Source organism: Lysinibacillus sp. FSL K6-0102 (genome assembly GCF_038003545.1).
In the GTDB taxonomy this organism is placed as follows: Bacteria; Bacillota; Bacilli; order Bacillales_A; family Planococcaceae; genus Lysinibacillus; species Lysinibacillus capsici.
Map to the genome: position 1 here is coordinate 503,284 of NZ_JBBOPH010000001.1, position 22,733 is coordinate 526,016.

Genomic DNA, 22,733 nt, shown 5'->3' on the forward strand with positions numbered 1-22,733 from the left:
TCATTCTCCTCTTAATCTTTTTTCAACTTCGCGGCGAAGCGGTTACCAATGGATTGAATGCTCTGCACAAGGATGATTAAGATAAAGACAGTTGCATACATCACATCAACCTCATAGCGCAAATGACCATAACGATAGGCAAGGTCACCTAAACCGCCAGCACCAACCATTCCTGCCATTGCTGTCGCACCAATTAATCCTATTGTGGCAATTGTTAAGCCTAAAATAATAGATGGTCGCGCTTCACGTAATAGGACATGCCAAATGATATGGCGACGTTTAATACCCATGGCTGTGTAGGCTTCTACTACTCCGGAATCCACTTCTAAAAGCGCAGACTCCATCAGTCGTGCAATATAAGGAGCTGTGTAAACAACTAGTGGTACGATTACACCTTTAACACCAATTGTTGTACCTACAATTAACTTGGTAAAAGGTAAGATGAAGAATAGTAAAATGATAAATGGAACAGAGCGAACAATATTGATAAATAGATTAAAAAACTGATAGAAAAATTTATTTTCAAAGGATTGTCCTGGTCGTGTTAAAACGATTAATAGCCCTAATGGAATGCCAATCAGAATGGAGAAAAATAATGAAATTCCGACCATTTGAAATGTTTCGATAATTGCTTTGCCAATAACATCTGACCAATCTGTAAAGAAGCTTTGGATACTACTCATTGAACGCACCTCCTAATTCTTCCACTGCCACGCCATTTTCTGAAAAATACGTTAACGCCTTTTGGACAATCTGCGTTTCGCCATGTAAATGCACCACAATATTGCCGACAATACCGTTTTTTAATTCAATAATATTGGCTGTTAAAATATTTGGTTGCACATCATATACCTTAGTGACTTCTGCTAATAATGGCTTACCAGTACTTTCACCAAGGAATGTTAAACGGATTACACTTCCTGAAACATTTAATTGCTCAATAAGAGAAGGGGATAAATTACGTTGTGAAATTGTATTCAAAAACTTTCGCGTTGTAGGGTGCTTCGGTTTCGCAAAAAGTTCAATCGCTGTGCCAAATTCCACAACTTTCCCTGATTCTAGAACAGAAACCTCATCGCAAATTTTTTGAATTACATTCATTTCATGTGTGATGAGCAGAATCGTAATGCCTAATTCACGATTAATTTTTAACAACAATTCAAGAATGGCTTCCGTTGTCTCAGGATCAAGTGCACTTGTTGCTTCGTCACTAAGTAAAATCTCTGGTTCCTGTGCTAAGGCACGTGCAATAGCCACACGCTGTTTTTGACCACCTGAAAGTTGATTTGGGTAACTATCTAGTTTATCTGTTAAACCGACAATTTCAGCATACTTAGCTACTCGGTTTTTTACTTCCGCCTCTTTATAGCCTAGTAGCTTTAAGGGAACTGCAATATTATTGTAAACTGTTGCTGTTTTTAAGAGATTAAAGTGCTGGAATATCATCCCGATTTTTTGGCGTGTTTGACGTAATTCGTGAAGAGAAAGGGTCGTAATGTCTACATTGTCTATCACTACTTTTCCTGCTGTAGGACGTTCTAGTAGATTAACGCAACGAATGAGTGTACTTTTACCAGCACCACTATAGCCGATTACACCATGAATTTGTCCCTTTTTTACGTGAAGGTTGATGCCATCCACAGCTTTTATGATGCCTTTTTTCGATTTAAATTCTTTTGAGATATTTTGTAATTGAATCATGCGATTGTTTGCTCCTTTCTCAACCTTCTAAAAAGCAAGAATCTGCTCGTCTTCCCATTGGGGAATTTCAGCAGATTCTTCGGCTTTATAGAAGCTTTCTGAACATATTACCAGCTAGGGATTACAGAACCTTTGAATTCCTCTTCGATGAATTGACGCACTTCGTCAGATTGGTAAGCCTCAACGAACTTTTTAATTGTTGGATCATTTTCATTTTCAGCACGTACAACAATATAGTTCACGTATGGAGAATCAGTAGATTCCAATAAAATAGAGTCATCTTTAGGGTTAATGCCAGCCTCTAGTGCAAAGTTTGTATTAATAGCTGCTACATCTACTTCACTAAGTTGTTTAGGAATTTGAGCTGCCTCTAATTCAATGAATTTTAAATTCTTTTTGTTTTCTTCTACATCACGGATCGAGGCTGTTAAGTCTGCACCCTCTTTTAACTTAATATAGCCAGCTTCCTGTAAAACAAAGAGGGCACGTGCTCCATTCGTTGGGTCATTTGGTAAGCCAAACGTTGCACCGTCAGGAATGTCATCAAAGGATTTATATTTTTCTGAGTAGATACCCATTGGATTTAAAATCGTCTTGCCCACTGTTACTAAATCTGTATCATGGTCTTTATTAAATGTATCTAGGAAAGGCTCGTGTTGATAGCTGTTCGCATCAAGATCACCTTCAGCTAAGGATGTATTAGGTAAAACATAGTCAGAAAATGATTTTAGTTCTACTTCTAGCCCATTTTCTTTTGCTACTTTAGCGGCTACTTCTGCAATTTGTTCGTGTGGACCAGAAGTGACGCCTACAACGATTTTCTTTTCATCAATTCCTTCAGCTTGGCTTTTACTATCTTCTTTAGAGCCACAGCCTGCTAAAGCTGCTACTAATGTTAAACTTGCTAAACCTACTAAAAATTTATTTTTCTTTTTCATGAAAATACCTCCAAGATTGTTTTTATCGGTTTTTTGAAAATAAAAAAACTCTCTTACAAATTAAGAGAGGCTCATGAAAAGATGTCCTCTCTTATCTATCAAACGAAGATCGTTTGCAGGATTTAGCACCTTCCTATAAAAAGGAGGTTGCCGAGCTTCATAGGGCCAGTCCCTCAGCTACTCTTGATAAGAGATTTATAATATTTTTTTGTAATTCCGATAGAACTAATATAATTTATAGGGTATAGTAAGTCAATAAATAATTTTTAAATTTTTTATATAATTATAATATTTCGACGCAAAAGAGGGATAACAATGTCTGTAAGAGTTAATTATGGTATAGGTTCATTTGGTAAGGTTATTAGTGCTCGTTTTCTAACGGGAACAGATATCATTGAAGGGATTGAAGCGCTTTGCGAAGAGAATAGCATAGAGTCAGCAACAATTGTAAGCTGTATTGGCAGCTTTCAAAAAAGCAGCTTTGTTTATTTAGTGCCAGATGCAACAGCTCAAATTCAAGTTCGTTTTAGTGATGTGATTGAAAAAGAGGGACCATTAGAATTTATTCAAGGTTCAGGTGTGGTGTGTAAGCGAGATGGTGGATATGAGACACATTTCCATGGTTCTATGAGCGATCAATGGGGTGTTGTATCAGGTGGGCATTTAATAAAAGGGGGCAACCCTGTTATTACTGCTGACATCGTGTTGGCAGAGGTACAAGGGATTCAACATATTCGAAAATGGGATGATGAAACAGGTCATGTTCAATTTTATCCATTAGAAAATGGTTTAGGGCAACCAAGGAAAATTGAAAAATAGTAATAATCCTGTAGCTAGGGATAGCTACAGGATACGACGTCATTATCTTTTAAACAATTGTAATTGCTCGATTCTATGGATTGCTTCACGTAAGCGCTCCTCACTAACCAGCAATCCTACGCGTACATAGCCTTCACCATACTGACCGAAGCCATTACCTGCTGCTACAGCGATATCAGCTTTTTCGAGCAAAAGATCAGCAAACTGTTCACTTGTATAGCCTAATGGTACAGGGAGCCATGCGAAGAAGGAGCCTTTTGGAGCCGTAACATGCCAGCCAATTCTTCGAGCTTCTTCAATGAGTACATTGCGGCGACGCTCATAAGTAGCTCGTAGTTCATCCGCACATTGTTGGGAAGCCGTCAGTGCTACTGCTGCGGCTTGTTGAATGGCAGGGAATTGACTACAAAACAGATGATCCTGAATTAGATTAATAGCAGCAATAATCTCGGCATTCCCTACAGCGAAGCCTATACGCCAGCCAGCCATATTATAGGTTTTCGATAATGTATACATTTCAACTCCTACTTCTTTTGCACCCTTTGCTTGAAGGAAGCTAACTGGTTTATTACCGTCAAATCCTATTGCCCCATAAGCAAAATCATGTGATACGATAATATTGTGCTCCTTCGCAAAGCGAACGGTCTCTTCAAAAAACGCAAGTGATGCTGTACCACCTGTAGGGTTGTTCGGGTAATTTAAGTAAAGAAGCTTTGCTTTTTCTTTCACTTCATCAGGTAATGCATGATAATCAGGTAAGAAATCATTTTCAGCAAAAAGGGGCATTACTTCAAAATTGACGTCTCCTAGTACAACACCTGATAGGTAATCTGGATAGCCAGGATCTGGTAAGAGCATCGTGTCACCAGGGTTTAACACAGCTAAAGGTAGCTCAACTAGACCAATTTTTGTTCCACCAAGAATCGCTACCTCTGTATCTGGATTTAGTTCTACCTGATATTCACGTTGATAAAAGTCCGCAGCAGCTTGGCGTAATTCAGCGAGACCTCTAAATGGTGAATATTTGTGGTTTTGAGGATTTTCAGCTGCTTCCTGTAATGCTTGAATGATGTGAATAGGCGTTGGCTGATCGGGATTTCCTTGCCCAAGGTTAATGACATCACGCCCTTCTTCTAGAGCCAAGTTTACTTTTTGAACGAGTGCTGCAAAAAATTGAGTGGGTAGTTGCTGTAGTTTTTTAGAGAATTCCATGCATGATCACCTTTTTCAGAATATAATAATTATTATTGAAGAATATGAAGCAAATAGTATTACTTTTTCTGATAATTGTCTAGAGGAGGAATAGAGATGAAAATCGGTTGTATTCAATTAAATGTTGGCTTTGGCAAAGTTGAAGAAAATTTTGAACGTGCCGAGGATAAGATTCGTGAAGCTGCAAAAAATGGGGCAGAAATCATAGTGTTACCTGAAATGTGGAATACAGGCTATGCTTTAGAGAAACTGCCTGAGCTAGCAGATATCAATGGTGAGCGGACAAAGACCTTTTTGGCTAAACTTGCTAAGGAACTTGATGTACATATTGTAGGGGGCTCTGTTTCAACAAAGAAAGGCGATAAATTTTATAATACGATGTATACCTTTGATCGTAATGGAGAACTTGTTGGGGAATATAGCAAGGCACATCTTTTCCGTTTAATGGACGAGCATCTTTACTTGGAAGCAGGGGATGAAATGAATCGTTTTGCTTTAGATGATATTGAAGCTGCTGGTGTCATTTGCTATGATATTCGCTTCCCAGAATGGTTACGTGCACATGCATTACAAGGAGCAAAGGTATTATTTGTACCAGCGCAGTGGCCAACTCCAAGGATTGACCATTGGAAAACGTTGCTACAGGCTCGTGCAATTGAAAATCAATGCTTTGTCATTGCAGTAAATCGTATTTCGAAAAAGGTAGAAAATTTTAATGGGCAGTCTATGATTATTCAACCTTGGGGAGAAGTATTATGGGTAGGTGCTGAGGACGAGGAAGTAGCAGTGATCGATGTAGACTTTTCTATTGTCGATGAAGTACGTGGAAGAATTCCTGTTTACGATGATCGTAGACCTGGATTGTATCACGATGTAGTTGTGAAAGGGTAATAAAGGGCACGCTTAGGAGGGGAGTTAACCTTTTAAGCGTGCCAACTTTTTTCTAGCTCTTATCCTCGATTAATGAATTGGCTAGTAGCATAAATTCAAGTGTAATGCGGTTATGCCCGTTCATAAAATTTTTACCAAGTAAACTTTCAAGCTTTTTTAAGCGGTGATAGAGTGTTTGACGAACAATAAACAATTGATTCGCTGTTTGCTGTTTAGAGCCATTTGTTTGTAAATACACTTGCAATGTTTCGAGAAGCTTACTATTATATTTTTCATCGTATTCAATAACGGGCTGTAAATAGTCGTAAATCACTTCCTGTAAATCCACCTGCATTTGTAATTTATAGATTAAATGATATAAATGCAGATCATCATAAAAGAACGAGGACGTTTGTACTTTTCGACAAATATATAAGGTTTCCAGTGCAGTTTGATAGCTTTTGGGAATTTCATCCACATCACAAACGACCTTCCCAATAGCTATCTGATAACCTTGTGCCTGCTGCTTTTTATAAAATTCAGTTTTGACCAAAGAGGAAAACATGTTGTTTAACATATCACGAATGGCTTTACTATCTTTTGTATGCAGTAAAATAAAAATAACATAGCTTTTTCTTTCAAATAAAAATGGAATAAAGCCATGTTGCTCAAAGAGATTACGATAATAAAGCTTACTATAGACTACATCCTCCTGTGCCTTTGTCAACGTATTAGGAGAAGCCAAAATAAAGACAGTGCCACTGGATTGTGTATAGTTAGTATAATGTGTAACGATAAATTTATAGATTTCCTCCTTAGATAGTTTTTGATCAATCCAATCAGCTAAAATCGAAGCATCCTCAATATTCTTTTTTTCCTCAATATAGAACTCTCGCATTAAAAGCTGTGCCAACGCTGTTGCCGTGCGATCTAATATTAATAATTCAAATTCGGAGAAAAGCCCATCTTCTCGATAAATTGATAAATCGGCATAATGTTGATCAAATAGAAAAATAGGCTCATGTTTAAATTGCTGAGACGATGTATTCAATGTTAGGAATTGCTGCCGCTTTTTATGAGCCATATTCGGGAAAAAGACAGGTTCTCTTCCCTTAATGGAAAACATAATTTGTATTTTTAATTCATTATACATATTTTGTAAAATATCGTCCGTGTTTTGTCCCAATACTGCATTTTTGTTCAATGTTTGTGAGTAAGCTTCTAGTGAAGAAATCAATAGATATTGCTGATTGATAATTTGACTATGTAAATCCTGTGTAATACGAACAAAAGGAACTGCTTCATGGAAAACAATAATAGGAAACTGGTGGCGGTTGGCAAGTGTTAAAATCGCTTCAGGTACTGCTTGAATAGAGGTGCCATATTCAATACAAAGTGCTGCACAATTTTTTTGAATGATGGCTTCTATAAAGGACACAAAGTCCTCAATACTATGTTGGAGACTAAGCCCTGTAGTTAATACTAACTCTTCACCAACTAAAAAATTATCAACATGTATGATTTCTAGTACATGTGCCCATTTAACGCTCCTTGTTAATCCCTCATGACCTGCAACTACCTCTGCATTTTGAAAATATTTATTCTGTAAAACGTCTAGTACTTTTAGTTGAAATGGGCTCATTTTTGCCCCTCCTTTTGACATGCGTGTCAGCGGTTAGAATTCAAAAATTTCTGCTTGGTGCAGAGAATTTACTCATAAAATCGTTTAAAAATTATTTTAAGAATATTTAGTCTATTTTACATTATGTATAAAACAAAAGTATAGAATTTTACAGTTTGTCTATTACTTCAACGTTATGAAAGATGTAAGATTTTTGTAAGCGATCAAGCAATCTACTAAAAGAGGTGACAGATATGGGGCAACAAACGCATTTACAAAGAGGATTAAAGAAGCGGCATATGACGATGATTGCGATTGCCGGTGTAATCGGTGCTGGACTATTTATGGGGAGTGGCTCGGTCATTAATCTAGCTGGTCCAGGGGCAATTTTATCGTATATATTTGCAGGAATTATCGTTGTATTAGTTATGCGTATGCTAGGTGAGATGGCGGCAGTCAATCCAACGAGTGGATCGTTTGCTCACTATGCACATGAAGCCATTGGTCCGTGGGCAGGTTTTATGATTGGATGGTTGTACTGGTTTTTCTGGGTGATTGCCATTGCTTTAGAGGCAACAGCAGCAGCTGCCATTATTCAATATTGGTACGATGGGATTCCTTTATGGCTTTTAAGTCTGTTATTAACTGTAGCACTTACATTAACAAATGTTCTTTCTGTCAAAGCTTTTGGTGAGTTTGAGTATTGGTTCTCTCTTATTAAGGTTGCAAGTATAGTCGTTTTTCTAGGTCTTGGTGCTTTTATTATCTTTGGTATTGCTCCAAACTTTAATGCTGTTGGTATGACCAATTTAGTTGAACAGGGTGGTTTTTTGCCAAATGGTTTTGGCGCTGTTCTAATGGGTGTCGTTATCGTTATTTTTTCATTTATGGGGACAGAAATCGTTGCGATTGCTGCTGGTGAATCGGATGAACCGTTAGCCGCTGTCACAAAAGCTACCAATTCTATTACTTGGCGTATTTTAATTTTCTATGTAGGCTCTATTGCAGTTGTAGTGACGCTATTGCCTTGGCATTCCTCAGATATTTTAACAAGTCCTTATGTAGCGGTACTTGATTATATTGGTATTCCTGCAGCCGCACAAATTATGAATTTTGTTGTTTTAACTGCTGTATTATCATGCCTAAATTCAGCACTATATGCTACATCAAGAATGGTATTTTCTTTAGCGGAAAAAGGAGAAGCACCAAAGGCATTTTTAAAATTAAATAAAAATGGTGCACCTGTTAATGCCATACTTGCCGCAACATTTTTCTCATATATTGCGGTCATTATGAACTATGTGTCGCCAGATAAAGTATTTATGTTTTTATTAAGTTCTTGTAGTGCTATTACGTTGATTCTTTATTTAATCATTGCCTTTTCACAGTTAAGAATGCGACGGAAGATTGAGCAAGAAAATCCAGAGCTATTAAAGGTGAAAATGTGGCTATTTCCATATTTAACATATTTAACAATAGTAGCAACAACAGCATTACTCATTGCGATGTTCTTTATAGAGTCTATGCGCTCACAAATTTTATTTACATGCGTTATTGTGGCCATTGTGATGATTTTCTATATGCTGACTCAAAAGAAAAAGGTGATCAAACAAGCCGATGAATCAAGTTCCCTTTTCACAAAAGACAAGTTTGATTTTGAACAATAAGACGAAAAAAAGGAGTGGTCAATTATGACAGTTCAACAAGAAATGAAAACGCTAACACATTTTATCAAAGGAGAAGAGGTAGCAGGTACAAGTAACAGATTCTCTGAAGTATATAATCCGTCAACAGGTGAGGTTATTGCAAGAGTACCCCTTGCTTCAAGAGCCGAGGTAAAGCATGCTATTCAGTTAGCTAAGGAAGCCTTTCCAGCATGGAAAAAAACATCAATTGGGAAGCGGGTAGAAGTGCTACATCGTTTCCGTCAGCTGTTAGTAGAAAGACAGGAAGAACTTATCAATGTGATTTGCCAAGAGAGTGGAAAAACTAAGGAAGATGCGAAAGGTGAAATTGTTCGTGGTATTGAATCTGTGGATATGGCGATCAGTGCCCCACAAATGCTAAAAGGAGAGTATTCCGTCAATGTAGGTGGAAATATTAATGCTTTTTCTGCCAAATCGCCTCTTGGTGTAGTAGCAACCATTGCACCATTTAATTTCCCTGTTATGGTACCACTGGCTATTACAAGTATGGCTGTTGCGGTAGGAAATGCAGTTATTCTAAAGCCATCTGAACGTGTACCTATTTCAGCATTATATTTGTGCCAATTATGGAAAGAGGCAGGTCTACCAGACGGTATTTGGACAGTGGTTAATGGAGATAAAGAGGCAGTCGATGAACTATTAGAAAATAAAGAGATTCAAGCAATTTCATTTGTTGGCTCAACGCCTGTTGCTGAATATATCTATCAAACTGGGACAAAGCACAATAAACGAGTCGCTGCATTTGGTGGTGGAAAGAACTTTATGATTGTTATGCCTGATGCCAATTTAGAACAGACAGCAAATGCCTTTTTAGGAGCAGCATATGGCGCAGCATCTCAGCGTTGCATGGCTATTTCTGGTGCACTCGTTGTAGGGAAGGATACGGAGCAACGATTTACGGAAATATTGAAAAATAAAATTTCCGAACTAAAGGTAGGGCCTTATACAGAGCAAGACGTCGATTTTGGTCCTGTTATCACTAAACAATCAAAGGAAACGATTATACGTTATATCGATGGGGCGGTCAGTGAAGGAGCGAATCTTGTCATCGACGGAAGAAATCCAAAAGTATGTGAATCGTCAAATGGTTTTTATCTTGGTCCTACTTTACTTAATCATGTCACACCAGAAATGACGATCTTCAAAGAGGAGGTCTTTGGTCCAGCACGTATTGTAGTAGAGGTTGATTCACTACAAGAGGCTATTGATTTAATAAATGATCATGAGCTTGGCAATGGTGTCACAATGTTTACAAGCAGTGGTGCGGCAGCGCGTAAATTCCAAGAAGAAATAGAGGTGGGTATGGTAGGGGTAAATGTGCCAATCCCAATCCCAGTTGGCTATCATAACTTTGGTGGGTGGAAACGCTCTAAGTTTGGTGAAGGGCATATGTTTGGTCCAGATCAGGCGAGGTTCTTTACAAAGGCAAAAACGATTTCTGAACGTTGGCCCGATGAGACAGAGGATACAGCAAGCTCCTTTGCGTTCCCAAGTAATAACGATGCGAAAAACTAAAATAATAATGAGGGGTGTTTGGCGATGACGCAGATCAATCTTAAAAGTGATGTATTAGCAAAGGATGAGCAATATGTATGGCATTCGATGAAACCCTATAATCCACAAGCCACGTATGTAGTAGAGAAATCTGATGGTGCAAGAATTACTGATACAGATGGTGTGGAATATATTGATGCGATGGCTGGGCTATGGTGTGTCAATGTTGGCTATGGTCGTAAAGAATTAGCGGATGCAGCCCATGAACAAATGATGAAAAATGCTTATGCACCTTTATCTCAGGGACATTTACCAGCCGTGGAACTAGCCGAAAAACTTAATGAAATGCTTGGTGGAGATTATGTTATTTTCTTCTCTAACAGTGGTTCAGAAGCGAATGAAACAGCCTTTAAAATAGCTCGACAATACCATCAGCAAAAAGGACAAAGCTCGCGCTATAAAATCGTCTCTCGCTACCGTGCTTATCATGGGAACTCCTTCGGTGCATTAGCGGCAACAGGGCAGGCGGAGCGTAAATATAAATATGAGCCTCTATCACCTGGCTTTATCCATGTTGCACCACCTGATCAATATCGTGAGCATGAAAGTGAGACTATTGCACCATTAGATTTAGCGAGTGTAAAGGCCGTAGACAAAACGATGACCTGGGAGCTGGGCGATACAATTGCAGCAATGATCTTAGAGCCTATTATTACAGGTGGTGGTGTCATTATGCCTCCAGAAAACTATTTAAAAGGTATTGAAGAAGTATGCAAAAAACACGGCGCTTTAATGATTGTGGATGAGGTTATTTGTGGCTTTGGTCGTACAGGGAAGCCATTTGGATTTATGAATTATGGTGTAAAGCCTGATATTATTACAATGGCCAAAGGAATTACAAGTGCCTATTTACCATTATCAGCTACAGCGGTAAAGCGTGAAATATATGAGGCGTTTACTGGATCAGATGCATACGGCTATTTCCGCCATGTAAATACATTCGGTGGCTCACCGGTGGCATGTGCAGTCGCATTAAAAAATATTGAGATTCTTGAGCAAGAGGCTTTATTTGACCGTTCCAAGGAAATTGGTGCAGCAACACTAAAAACACTGCAACAAGAATTACAGCATCACCCAAATGTAGGAGATGTACGAGGCAAAGGCTTATTGATTGGAATTGAATTAGTGGTAGATAAAGTTTTGAAAGAACCTTTACCTGTAGAGAAAGTGAATGCTGTCATTGCAGCATGTAAAGGGCAAGGGGTCATCATTGGGAAAAATGGAGCTACTGTAGCAGGGTTTAATAACGTTTTAACGTTATCACCACCACTTAATATTGCACAAGAAGATCTTGACCGCATACTAAATGTGGTTGTGAATAGTATAAATACGCTATAGCAACTATTCATGTAGGTTCTAAAAGCCATGTAATAAGGGCTTTTAGAACTTTTATTATTGGCCTTTGAGGCAACAAAAATTCTAGGGATAATTATTATAGTTCTATAAAAATAATTATAAAATTCTGAAATTTATTTAAAAAATAGTGGAAATAATAGATTTCATAGTTTATAGTTGTTAAAAAATAATTAATTTTCTGATAATAAAAATGTCCTGAGAGGGAATATTTTTTTAATCATTTATTTTCAGCAGTGGAATAAATACGCCTTGTATTTTGAACTATACTTTCTGATTAAAAGCAATTGTGATAGTTGAGGGAGCAATTTTTCCTGAATTGAATTGTCTAATCGTAAGAAAATATAGTTTATTTTTTGCCTACTTATTTTCATCAGTGGAGAAAATAAATATTTTTTGGTAATTATATTTCTTAATTTAAGTTTTAAGAAATATTCTTATAGATTTTTACAAAGGGAGTAGATGAGATGAATTATGTTAAAAAATTGGTTTTTGTAATTCTATGTACGTTGCTTTTAGCAGCATGCGCAGAGAAAGACAATTCTAACGCATCAAATACTGGGGACAAGTCTACTACAGATTCAGGTACAGCTAGTTCAAAAAATGAACTTGTTATCGCTGTAAATGAAAACTTTATTTCAATGGATCCACATAACACAGGGGATACGAATTCGAGTTCTGTACAGGAGACAATGCTAGAAGGATTGTTAGGCTTTAATGCAGATGGTCAAATTATTAAGGTTCTAGCAGATGACTATTCAATTAGTGAAGACGCGCTAGTCTATACATTCAAACTTAAAGAAGGGGTTACTTTCCATGACGGGGAGCAGTTTAATGCTGAAGCTGTAAAGGTCAACATTGAACGAATCATGAATGATGAAAGCTTACGTTTATATTCTCGTGGTTTTAGCTTAATCAGCAATGTTGAAATCCTAGGCGACTATGAAATTAAAGTTACTTTAAAAGAACCATATGGACCAATGATTACGCGTTTCGGAGTTGCCAAAATGATTAGTCCAAAAATGATTAAAGAAAATTCAGCAGATATACCTAAAAAACCTGTTGGTACAGGACCATATAAATTTGTTGAATGGGTACAAGGAGACCATTTAACAATTGAAAACTTTGATGGCTATTGGGATGGTGGAGAACGTGTTGCTAAAATCACCTATAAACCAGTGCCAGAAAACGGCTCGCGCGTAGCGATGCTAAAAGCGGGCGATGCTCAGGTTATCTATCCAGTGCCAGCACAAAATATTGATGAGCTTTCTAATAGTAAAGATGTAGAGGTAAATAAGGTTCCTTCTACAATTGCACATTACGTTTCATTAAATACCTATAAAAAACCTTTGGATGATATTAAAGTTCGACAAGCCTTTAACTACGCCGTGGACAAGGATGCTTATTTAAAAGTGGTGAATGCAGGGCTTGGTTTACCATTAGACTCTATTATTCCTTCCAAAACCGTTTATTATAAGCAGCAAAAAATGTATGAACACAATATTGAAAAGGCAAAAGAATTATTGGCTGAGGCAGGCTATCCAGATGGTTTCGATATTGAAATCTGGGGGAACACGAACTCGGATACGATGAAGGGTATGCAGTTTATTCAACAACAGTTAGGTCAAATCGGTGTAAAAGTAGAAATTAAATCGATGGAAGAAGGAACTTTATCAGACGAAATCTATGGTGCACAAACACCAGATGATGCGAAATTACAAATGTGGTATGTGAGTTGGTCAGCGTATGCTTCGGATATAACGAACGCAACAAAGCCTCTTTTCCATAGCGTATCATTCCCACCGAATGGTGCAAATACAGCTTACTATCATAACACGGAGGCAGATCAATTAATGGATGAAGCTAACTCCATTTCAGATGTAGATCGCCAAGCTGAATTATATGAAAAATTACAGGAAATCGTTTATCAAGATACACCTTGGATTTTCTTAGGGGTAGATGAAGTTGTATATGGTGTACGTTCAAATGTGAGCGGTGTGCTAGTAAACCCTACAGGTGGACTTGATGTGAAGAATGCCAAAGTGGAGTAATGAACAGTAAAAGGAATTGATGTTCGTCAATTCCTTTTCTACAAAAATAGAAAGGAGGAAGGCCACATGTGGAAGTATATAGCAAGAAGAACTGTTGAAATGATACCGATATTAATTGTCATTTCTATATTAACATTCTTATTTATTCATTTCATACCAGGTGACCCTGCAAGATTAGTAGCTGGTAAGGATGCCACGCTAGAAGATGTTGAAAATGTACGCCATGAGTTAGGTTTAGATAAATCAATTCTTAAACAATACATGGATTATATGAAAAATCTTGTGACGGGTGAGCTTGGAACATCTTTAACAACAGGATTACCTGTCATAGATATGTTTAAAACAAGGTTTATGCCTTCTCTTCATCTTACTTTCCTTTCCATGTTTTGGGCTACATTAATGGGTTTGGTGATTGGTGTTCTTTCTGCCATCAATAAAAACAAATGGCCTGATTATTTTGGTATGGTAACGGCTGTTTCTGGCATCTCAATTCCAGGATTTTGGTTGGGCTTATTATTAATTCAATTATTTTCAGTGCAGCTAGGGCTATTTCCGACAGGTGGATTAGATGGCTTTTCTAGTTATATTTTGCCCTCCTTGACTTTAGGGGCTGGCATTATGTCAATGATTGCGCGATTTACTCGTTCTTCCATGCTGGAAACGTTACAAGCAGATTTTATAAGAACAGGGAGAGCAAAAGGATTGAAAGAACACTCCGTTATTGTGACCCATGCTTTAAGAAATTCCTTGATTTCTGTGGTAACAGTAGCAGGTCTGCAATTCGGATTTCTCTTAGGAGGATCGGTGGTAGTGGAGACAGTCTTTAGTTTTCCAGGAATGGGACGACTTTTAATTGATTCGATTGCCTTTCGAGATTATCCCGTCATTCAGTCTGCACTGCTGTTATTTGCATTTGAATTTATTTTAGTAAATTTAATAGTTGATGTGCTTTATACCGTGTTAAATCCAAAAATCCAATTAAATTCTTAAGGGAGGGAACAAAATGACTTCACCAACTACTGTGCAAAATAGCCAAGTGCAAAATACACAAAGAAAATACTCTCCTCTTAAAGAATTTTGGAAGTCTTTTAAAAAACAAAAGGCTGCTTTGGTAGCAAGTATCTTTATAGGATTGTTAATTGTAATCGCTATTATTGGCCCTTATATCGCACCTTACGATCCTTTTGAACCGAATTATAATGCTTTATTAGAGGGACCAAGTGCAAGTCATTTGGCAGGAACGGACGAGTATGGTCGAGATATTTTTAGTCGTTTAATAGTAGGCGCAAAAATATCCTTAATGGTGAGTTTCAGTGCCGTATTTTTAGGCTTAATACTAGGAACTATTTTAGGTTTAATTAGCGGTTACTTCGGTGGGTGGGTTGACAAAATCATCATGCGTAGCTGTGATGTGTTGTTTTCATTCCCTGATTTATTATTAGCGATTGCCATTGTAGCCTTATTGGGCCCTGGTATTAATAATGTCATCATTGCTGTGATGATCTTTAGTGTGCCATCTTTTGCTCGTTTAGTCAGAGGTGCTACATTGAATGCGAAGGAGAATGTCTATGTAGAAGCAGCACAATCTATGGGAGCATCGCATGTTAGAGTGCTGTGGAAACATATTTTCCCTGAAACAATTAGTGAGTTAATCATTTTTGTCACAATGCGTATAGGGACAGCCATTTTAGCAGCTTCTGGTTTAAGTTTTTTAGGCTTAGGTGCAAGCCCTGAAATGCCTGAGTGGGGAGTAATGCTAAGTAGTGGGCGCGACTATTTAGGGACATCTTCGCATGTAGTCATCATGCCAGGTATTGCCATATTTTTAACCGTACTAGCATTTAACTTAATAGGTGATGGATTACGAGATGTGTTAGATCCAAAAATAAAAAATAATTAAGGAGAATGCCTATGCCAGAACATGTATTACGAGTAATTGACTTAGAAACGTCCTTTACGCGTGATAATAAGGAAATCAAAATTTTAAGAGGTGTCAATTTTTCCATCCGTAAAGGAGAGATAGTAGGCTTAGTGGGAGAATCGGGCAGTGGAAAAAGCTTAACATCGTTATCCATCATGCAATTATTTCACGGTACTACAGGCAAAATCGTCAATGGCTCTATACATTTTAATGGACATGACTTGACGAAAATGTCCGAATCAGAAATTCGGAAGATTCGTGGCAAGCAAATGGCCATGATTTTTCAAGAGCCCATGACTTCTTTAAATCCTGTCTTAAAAATAGGCAAGCAGTTAATGGAAGCAATTGAGATGCATTTGAAGCTGCCGAAAAACGAAAGTAAGCATCATGCAATCCAAATGTTAAAAAGCGTGGGCATAGGAAGAGCTGAGGAAATCATTTATGAATATCCACATCAGCTCTCAGGAGGAATGCGCCAACGGGTAATGATTGCAATGGCTATGGCCTGCCACCCTAATTTACTTATTGCTGACGAACCAACCACTGCGCTTGATGTCACGATACAAGCTCAAATTTTAGAGCTAATGAAAAAGCTAAAGGAAGAAAATGAGACAGCTATTTTATTAATTACACATGATTTAGGTGTTGTGGCGGAAATGTGTGATAGGGTAGTGGTCATGTATGCAGGGCAGGTTGTAGAGGAAGCAGATGTCTTTGAACTATTTGCTAGCCCCAAGCATCCCTATACAAAAGGTTTAATTGCATCTGTACCGAAAATTGGTGATAACAAAGAAGTATTAGATTCTATCAATGGTCAAGTACCATCCCCACAAAATATGCCGAATGGTTGTAAATTTGCTCCACGTTGTAATCAAGCGATGTCTATATGCCATCAGGAGAGTCCACCGACAGTAAAAATTTCGGCTACACGCCAATGTAGCTGCTGGCTATATGTGAAAAAGGATGTGGAAGTAAATGCCTAACAGTATATTAAAAGTGGAGAATTTAAAAAAGAGCTTTCAAATAGCCGGAGGATTATTTCAAAAAAAGCAATATGTTAACGCAGTTATAGATGTCTCCTTTGAAATAGAAGAAGGTACGACATTTAGTTTAGTTGGGGAAAGTGGTTGTGGGAAATCTACTACGGGCAGATTAATTACTAGATTAATAGCACCAACGAATGGAAGTATCGTTGTGGATGGGAAAGAAGTAGCTACTGCAAAGCCATCTGAATTAAGGCACTTAAGGCAAACTGTTCAAATGATTTTTCAAGATCCATATGCCTCATTGAATCCAAGAATGAAGGTCAAGGAGCTTGTTGGAGAGCCTTTAGAAATTCATACAAAACTTTCGAAAGTAGAGCGTGAAAAACTAGTGCTTGAAATGCTGGAAGTCGTTGGATTAAATGCTGAACATGCTGATCGCTATGCACATGAGTTCAGTGGTGGACAAAGACAGCGTTTGGGTATTGCCCGTGCTTTAATAACAAAGCCAAAATTAATTATTGCTGATGAGCCTGTGTCTGCGTTAGATGTATCTATACAATCACAAATATTGAATCTATTAAAGCAATTGCAGCAAGAATATAAAATATCTTATCTCTTTATTTCTCACGATTTAAGTGTTGTAGAACATATTAGCCATTATATTGGGGTTATGTATTTAGGATCCATTGTAGAAATTGGGCGTAAAGAAACCATATTTAATGAACCAAAGCATCCCTATACACAAGCGCTCATTGCTTCCGTACCGATTGCAGACCCAACATTACGAAAAAAGAAGATCGTTTTAACTGGTGATATTCCAAATCCTAAAAATCCGCCGAGTGGTTGTACCTTCCACACAAGGTGCCCCTTTGCATCAGATATATGTAAGCAAGTTATACCAGAAATGAGGAAAATTAACGAAGAGCAAAGTGTTGCATGTCACTTTGTTAACTAATGGAGAGGATGTTTATAAATGAAAATAGGGTTAAGCACATACAGCATGGTTAAAAAAATGAGACAGGGAGAGATGGATGTACTAGATGTTTTACAATGGGTAGCAGACAACGGTGGTCAGCATGTAGAATTAGTGCCCTATGAATTTACGGTTGTAGATAACTATGAACTTGCAACTGAAATTAAAGATAAAGCAGCAGAGCTAGGATTAGAGTTATCCGCCTATTCGTTACCAGCTAACTTTATTCAGGATACGGAGGAAGCTTTTTTAGAAGAAGTTGAACGTTTAAAGAAACATATTGATGTAGTACATCATATGGGTATTCACATTATGCGCCATGACGTTACTCTCTTTACCTTACCAAAGGAGCAAACATCCATTCATTATTACAACGAGCATTTTGAAGAAATGGTTAGAGGCTGTCAGTTAATTGCAGATTACGCGAAACAATTTAATATTACGACAACGATTGAAAATCATGGCTTTAATGTTCAAACAAGTGATCGTGTACAACAATTAATTCATGCGGTAAACAGAGCCAACTTTAAAACAACTTTAGATATCGGTAATTTTTTATGTATTGATGAAGAGCCTCTCATTGGTGTTATGAAAAACATTCCTTATGCTGCTACAGTGCATTTCAAAGATTTTTATATTCGTCCTTATTATGAAAATCCAGGTGAGGGCGAGTGGTTCCGTACAGTTCATAACAACTACATCAGAGGTGCTATTGTCGGGCATGGTGATATAAATATTCGAGAAATTATTAAACTCGTAAAAGTCAGTGGATATGATGGTTATCTTACTATTGAGTTTGAAGGGATGGAAGATTGCCAAGTTGGTTCAAAAATAGGGATGGATAATGTACGTCGTTTATGGAATGAATGCAAGCTCTAAAGGGGGAAAGCACATGGATAAATTAAAAGTTTGTGTCATTGGCACAGGTTCTATTTCAGATTTTCACTTAGGTTCCTATACGAATAATCCATACGTTGAATTATATGGCGTGTATGATGCTTCCATTGAACGAGGCAAAGCAAAAGCAGCCCAATTTGGAGCAACACATGTTTTTTCTTCAAAAGAAGAGCTATTCGCAGATAAAAATGTGGAGGCTGTCAGTATTTGTACATGGAATAATACGCATGCAGAATTGGCGATTTTTGCTTTGGAAAATGACTTACATGTTCTAATAGAAAAGCCGCTATCTATGACTTATGCAGAGGCTCTAAATATCCAAAAGGTTGCAGAAAAGCATCAGAAAGTATTTCAAGTGGGCTATGTAAGACGATTTGCAACAAATACCAAAGTACTGAAAAGCTTCATCGACGATAACAAATTGGGCGATATTTATTATGCCAAAGCTTCCTGCCTAAGAAGATTAGGGAATCCAGGAGGCTGGTTTGCCGAAATTGATAAGTCTGGCGGCGGACCTTTAATTGATCTAGGGGTACATGTAATTGATATATGCTGGTACTTAATGGGTAGACCAAAGGTGAAACGTATAACAGGTCATACTTACAATCAATTAGGAAATCGAAATCATATAGAAAATTTATCCTTCTATAAGGCTGCAGACTATGATGCAACGAAAAACACAGTAGAAGACTTAGCAAATGCCCTCATTACATTTGAGAATGGAGCATCGCTAATGGTAGACGTTTCCTATACACTACATGCTTTAAAAGATGAAATAAGTATTAAGCTATATGGCACGAATGGTGGAGCAGAGCTAGAGCCTGAATTAAAAATTGTAAGTGAAGAGCATAATACGATTTTAAATATTCATCCTCAAATTAACGATCTAACTTTTGATTTTGCAACTGCCTTTCAAAATGAAATTAATTCATTTGTTGATTGTTGCCTTCATCATTATGATTCAGTTGCACCTTTGGAGGATGGGGTAGAAATTATGAAAATCTTAGAAGGTATTTATATTTCTGCAACTGAAGGAAAGGAGGTTGTTTATTAAAATGGTGAAATTGGATAATAAAATCGGTGTGATAGTAGACAGCTTTCGTTTACCTATTCGTGAAGGTTTGTTAAAGGCGAAAGAAGTTGGGGCACAGGGGGTACAAATGTATGCCGTTTCAGGTGAGTTGGACCCCGATAACCTAAATGCTGAACAAAGAGCAGAATTGAAGGCGTATATTTTAGGGTTAGGTCTAGAAATCTCCGCCTTATGTGGAGATTTAGGAGGACATGGCTTCCAAGATAAAGCAGAAAATGCCTGGAAAATCAAGAAATCGAAAGAAATACTGCAATTAGCCAAGGACCTAGGAACATCCATTGTTACAACCCATATCGGTATTATTCCTGAAGATGAAAATGACCCAATCTATCAAACAATGCTGGAAGCTTGTGAAGAATTAGGACAATATGCTACATCATTAGATGCTTATTTTGCGATTGAAACAGGGCCAGAAACGAGTAAAACATTAAAAGAGTTTTTAGATAAGCTATCAACGAACGGTGTATCGGTTAATTTTGATCCAGCCAATATGGTGATGGTAACAAAAGATGATCCTGTAGCTGGAGTCAAACTATTAAAGAAATATATTGTACATACACATGTAAAGGATGGTATTCAACTGCAGTCAACGAATCCTAAAGATGTGTACGGGTACTTAGGATACGATTCTGGAACATCTCATGATAAAATAGAAGAAATGGTGGAAAATGGAGAGTTTTTCAGAGAACTTCCATTAGGTCATGGAGATGTCAATTTCGAGCTTTATTTTTCAGCTTTACAAGAAATCGGATACAATGGCTATTTAACTATTGAACGAGAAGTGAGATCAAATCCCGAAAAAGACATCAAAGAAGCTGTACAATTCATAGAAAAGTTTAAATAGGGGTTGAATCTAATTTGAAAAAGCAAGATCAAGTACAAATGCGAAGACAAAATAAATATATTGTGCTTGACGCAATAAGGCAGATGGCGCCAATTTCAAGAATTCAATTATCAAAATATACAAAAATGAGCCCTACAACCATTACGCGTATTGTGCAGGAGCTAGAAGCGGAAGGCTTTATTCTTGAAGGGGTATCGGAAGAAACAGCCATTGGTAGACGTCCTACGTTAATTCATATGCGAGAAGATGCTTTATATACGATTGGGATAGAAATTGACTGTTTTACTATTCGAATAGGTATACTAGATTTCTTAGGGAAGCTTATTGCCTTTCAGGAAGTCAAATGTAGCATCAAGCATCAATACGAAGAAGCTATATATCTACTTAAACGATCTATAGAAAATATCATGACAGAATATCAGATTGCTCAGGATAAATTACTAGGCATTGGGATAGGAATTCCAGGAGTAATCAATAACGAGGAAGGAATTATCGTTTCCTCTGAGCAATTGAAGTGGGAAAACTGCCATATAAGAGAAGATTTAAATGGTGTTTTTGGTTGTGAAGTCATCGTAGATAATGAATTAAAAATGCAAATCATTGCTGAAATTGGTGATATCTATACGCCACAGTATTCAAATTGTATTTTAGTCGGAATTGGAACGGGAATAGGAGCATCCATATTATTAAATGGAGAAGTGTATCGTGGCATTCAAAATAAAGCTGGAGAAATAAGTCATATAACGATTAATCCCTTTGGTGAAATGTGTCACTGTGGTAAAAGAGGATGCTTATCGATGTATGTTTCTGAAGTTACGCTGTTAAAAAGAACACCTAAAAATCTTAATATTCAATCAATAGAAGAGATTTTGCAGTGTGTTGATCAAGGTGAGCAATGGGCAATCGATATTCAACAAGATGTAGCTACTTTTCTAGCTATAGCCATCAATAATCTAGTTTGTTTATACGAACCAGAGGCTGTCATCGTCAGTGGAGAAATTATTGAGCACAATGTGACATTTCAAAAACTACTTAGTGAAAAGTGTAAACAGTATATATGGAAGGAATTACAACCCTACTTTGATTTGCAGTTTTCCAATCAATTAAAAGAAGGGGTTGTTAAAGGAGCGGCATTACAAGCACAAAAGCAGTTGCTGTCTGTTTAAAGAAAGGTTGGTTGATTCGTGGCTTACTCAGAATTTTTAAAGGAGTATCGTTCAGGATTAATGGAAAATGTGCATTATGGACAAATGAGTGCTGTGAATCTAACGAAGGAAGAATTCGTCTCTGTAGGTCAAGACTATGAGCCTGTGTATTTTCGTTCTGCAGCAAAACCATTTCAAGCCATTCCCATTTTTATGACTGATTTTATAGAAAAATACGGGATTACTTCAAATGAAAGTGCATTATTTCTGGCTTCGCAAAGAGGCGAAATTTATCATCAAGAGGCATTAGTCTCTTTGCTGGAAAAACTCCCTATTAATGAAAATGATTTAATTTGTGCAGCATCCTATCCGTTAAATGAGGAACCTAAAACACAGTATATTCAACAGGGATTTGAAAAGAGGAAACTCTTTCATAATTGCGCGGGCAAGCATTTAGGATTTTTAACTGCATGTTTAGCAAATGGCTATGATGTCAAGCAATATTGTCATCCAGAACATCCACTGCAACAGATGATAAAAAAATATATTGCTTATTTAAGTGAATATGAGATAGAGGGAATTCGTACAGGGATTGATGGCTGTGGTGCGCCCGTCTTTGCGATTCCGTTAAAAAACATGGCCATTGCTTATTTAAAGTTAGCAAGACCAGAATTAATTGATGATCAACTGATTCGTGAAGCAGTAATAAAGCTTACAACAGTAATGAATCAAGAGAGTCATATCATTGCAGCACAAAACTTTATTTGTACAGCATTATTAAAGGACCCTAATATTGTGGCGAAGGGCGGAGCACAGGGTGTATACTGTTTTGCTCTAAGAAATGAAGGAGTAAGTTTTGCCTTGAAAATTATGAATGGCTCCGAAAGTCCGTGGCCCAATGTAATTGCTTCTGTATTGGAACAAATGCAGTATACAAATCAAGAAACAATTGAGCGTATTAAAGCATTGTCTCCTGCATTTGTGCGTAATGATGCAGGGGTAGAGGTAGGAGAAATTGTATCTACAATTAAAATTGTATAGAGGTGAAG

Annotated in this window: 20 protein-coding genes and 1 riboswitch; of the genes, 15 read left to right on the forward strand and 5 right to left on the reverse strand. The window is 37.4% G+C overall.

Going from position 1 to position 22,733, the window contains the following annotated elements; all coding sequences use genetic code 11:
- Positions 1–11: 11 nt before the first annotated feature.
- The 3 genes from NYE73_RS02405 to NYE73_RS02415 form a co-directional block, all read right to left on the reverse strand.
- The gene (locus tag NYE73_RS02405) at positions 12–683 is read right to left on the reverse strand and encodes a methionine ABC transporter permease (RefSeq protein WP_048393370.1); all 672 of its coding nucleotides are present in this window, start codon (positions 681–683) and stop codon (positions 12–14) included.
- The gene (locus tag NYE73_RS02410; protein WP_066037030.1) at positions 676–1,701 is read right to left on the reverse strand and encodes a methionine ABC transporter ATP-binding protein; all 1,026 of its coding nucleotides are present in this window, start codon (positions 1,699–1,701) and stop codon (positions 676–678) included. Before NYE73_RS02410 ends, NYE73_RS02405 begins: the two co-directional genes overlap by 8 nt.
- Positions 1,702–1,808: 107 nt before the next feature.
- A complete protein-coding gene (locus tag NYE73_RS02415; protein WP_054549105.1) occupies positions 1,809–2,639 on the reverse strand; it encodes a MetQ/NlpA family ABC transporter substrate-binding protein in 831 nt (276 codons plus the stop codon).
- Between the two features lie 88 nt (positions 2,640–2,727).
- Positions 2,728–2,832: riboswitch (SAM riboswitch) on the reverse strand.
- Positions 2,833–2,954: 122 nt separating this feature from the next.
- Between NYE73_RS02415 and NYE73_RS02420 the strand changes: the two genes are divergently transcribed.
- A complete protein-coding gene (locus NYE73_RS02420; protein WP_112117230.1) occupies positions 2,955–3,458 on the forward strand; it encodes a PPC domain-containing DNA-binding protein in 504 nt (167 codons plus the stop codon).
- 42 nt (positions 3,459–3,500) lie between these two features.
- Here NYE73_RS02420 and NYE73_RS02425 read toward each other — a convergent pair whose 3' ends face one another.
- Positions 3,501–4,670: a pyridoxal phosphate-dependent aminotransferase gene (locus NYE73_RS02425; protein WP_103117386.1), complete on the reverse strand. Its 1,170-nt coding sequence runs from the start codon at positions 4,668–4,670 to the stop codon at positions 3,501–3,503.
- 96 nt (positions 4,671–4,766) lie between these two features.
- On the opposite strand from NYE73_RS02425, the gene NYE73_RS02430 reads away from it, so the two are divergent.
- Complete coding sequence (locus tag NYE73_RS02430; protein ID WP_103117388.1) at positions 4,767–5,561, forward strand: carbon-nitrogen family hydrolase; 795 nt, start codon at positions 4,767–4,769, stop codon at positions 5,559–5,561.
- Between the two features lie 52 nt (positions 5,562–5,613).
- On the opposite strand, the gene NYE73_RS02435 is transcribed toward NYE73_RS02430, so the two are convergent.
- Complete coding sequence (locus tag NYE73_RS02435; protein WP_066037027.1) at positions 5,614–7,182, reverse strand: PucR family transcriptional regulator; 1,569 nt, start codon at positions 7,180–7,182, stop codon at positions 5,614–5,616.
- Between the two features lie 233 nt (positions 7,183–7,415).
- Between NYE73_RS02435 and NYE73_RS02440 the strand changes: the two genes are divergently transcribed.
- The 13 genes from NYE73_RS02440 to NYE73_RS02500 all read left to right on the forward strand — a co-directional run bounded on the left by NYE73_RS02440 (position 7,416) and on the right by NYE73_RS02500 (position 22,725).
- Complete coding sequence (locus NYE73_RS02440) at positions 7,416–8,828, forward strand: amino acid permease (protein WP_048393384.1); 1,413 nt, start codon at positions 7,416–7,418, stop codon at positions 8,826–8,828.
- A 24-nt stretch (positions 8,829–8,852) separates the two neighbouring features.
- The gene (locus NYE73_RS02445) at positions 8,853–10,382 is read left to right on the forward strand and encodes a CoA-acylating methylmalonate-semialdehyde dehydrogenase (protein ID WP_259949365.1); all 1,530 of its coding nucleotides are present in this window, start codon (positions 8,853–8,855) and stop codon (positions 10,380–10,382) included.
- Between the two features lie 24 nt (positions 10,383–10,406).
- A complete protein-coding gene (locus NYE73_RS02450) occupies positions 10,407–11,759 on the forward strand; it encodes an aspartate aminotransferase family protein (protein WP_259949368.1) in 1,353 nt (450 codons plus the stop codon).
- Positions 11,760–12,241: 482 nt separating this feature from the next.
- Positions 12,242–13,825, forward strand: a complete 1,584-nt coding sequence (locus tag NYE73_RS02455) for a glutathione ABC transporter substrate-binding protein (protein ID WP_048393390.1) — start codon at positions 12,242–12,244, stop codon at positions 13,823–13,825.
- Positions 13,826–13,891: 66 nt separating this feature from the next.
- Entirely contained in the window at positions 13,892–14,815 is a 924-nt protein-coding gene (locus NYE73_RS02460; RefSeq protein ID WP_259949373.1) for an ABC transporter permease, read from the forward strand.
- 13 nt (positions 14,816–14,828) lie between these two features.
- Entirely contained in the window at positions 14,829–15,725 is an 897-nt protein-coding gene (locus NYE73_RS02465; protein WP_048393395.1) for an ABC transporter permease, read from the forward strand.
- Between the two features lie 11 nt (positions 15,726–15,736).
- A complete protein-coding gene (locus NYE73_RS02470) occupies positions 15,737–16,729 on the forward strand; it encodes an ABC transporter ATP-binding protein (RefSeq protein ID WP_054549115.1) in 993 nt (330 codons plus the stop codon).
- The gene (locus NYE73_RS02475) at positions 16,722–17,687 is read left to right on the forward strand and encodes an ABC transporter ATP-binding protein (RefSeq protein ID WP_258859131.1); all 966 of its coding nucleotides are present in this window, start codon (positions 16,722–16,724) and stop codon (positions 17,685–17,687) included. Before NYE73_RS02470 ends, NYE73_RS02475 begins: the two co-directional genes overlap by 8 nt.
- 18 nt (positions 17,688–17,705) lie before the next feature.
- Complete coding sequence (locus tag NYE73_RS02480; RefSeq protein WP_259949383.1) at positions 17,706–18,584, forward strand: sugar phosphate isomerase/epimerase family protein; 879 nt, start codon at positions 17,706–17,708, stop codon at positions 18,582–18,584.
- Positions 18,585–18,597: 13 nt separating this feature from the next.
- A complete protein-coding gene (locus tag NYE73_RS02485; protein WP_259949385.1) occupies positions 18,598–19,656 on the forward strand; it encodes a Gfo/Idh/MocA family protein in 1,059 nt (352 codons plus the stop codon).
- A gap of 1 nt (position 19,657) precedes the next feature.
- Positions 19,658–20,539 (forward strand): sugar phosphate isomerase/epimerase family protein, encoded by an 882-nt coding sequence (locus tag NYE73_RS02490; RefSeq protein ID WP_103117394.1) that lies wholly within the window; start codon positions 19,658–19,660, stop codon positions 20,537–20,539.
- Positions 20,540–20,553: 14 nt separating this feature from the next.
- Entirely contained in the window at positions 20,554–21,705 is a 1,152-nt protein-coding gene (locus tag NYE73_RS02495; RefSeq protein ID WP_054549117.1) for an ROK family transcriptional regulator, read from the forward strand.
- A gap of 18 nt (positions 21,706–21,723) precedes the next feature.
- Positions 21,724–22,725: an asparaginase gene (locus NYE73_RS02500; RefSeq protein WP_259949387.1), complete on the forward strand. Its 1,002-nt coding sequence runs from the start codon at positions 21,724–21,726 to the stop codon at positions 22,723–22,725.
- Positions 22,726–22,733: the final 8 nt, after the last annotated feature.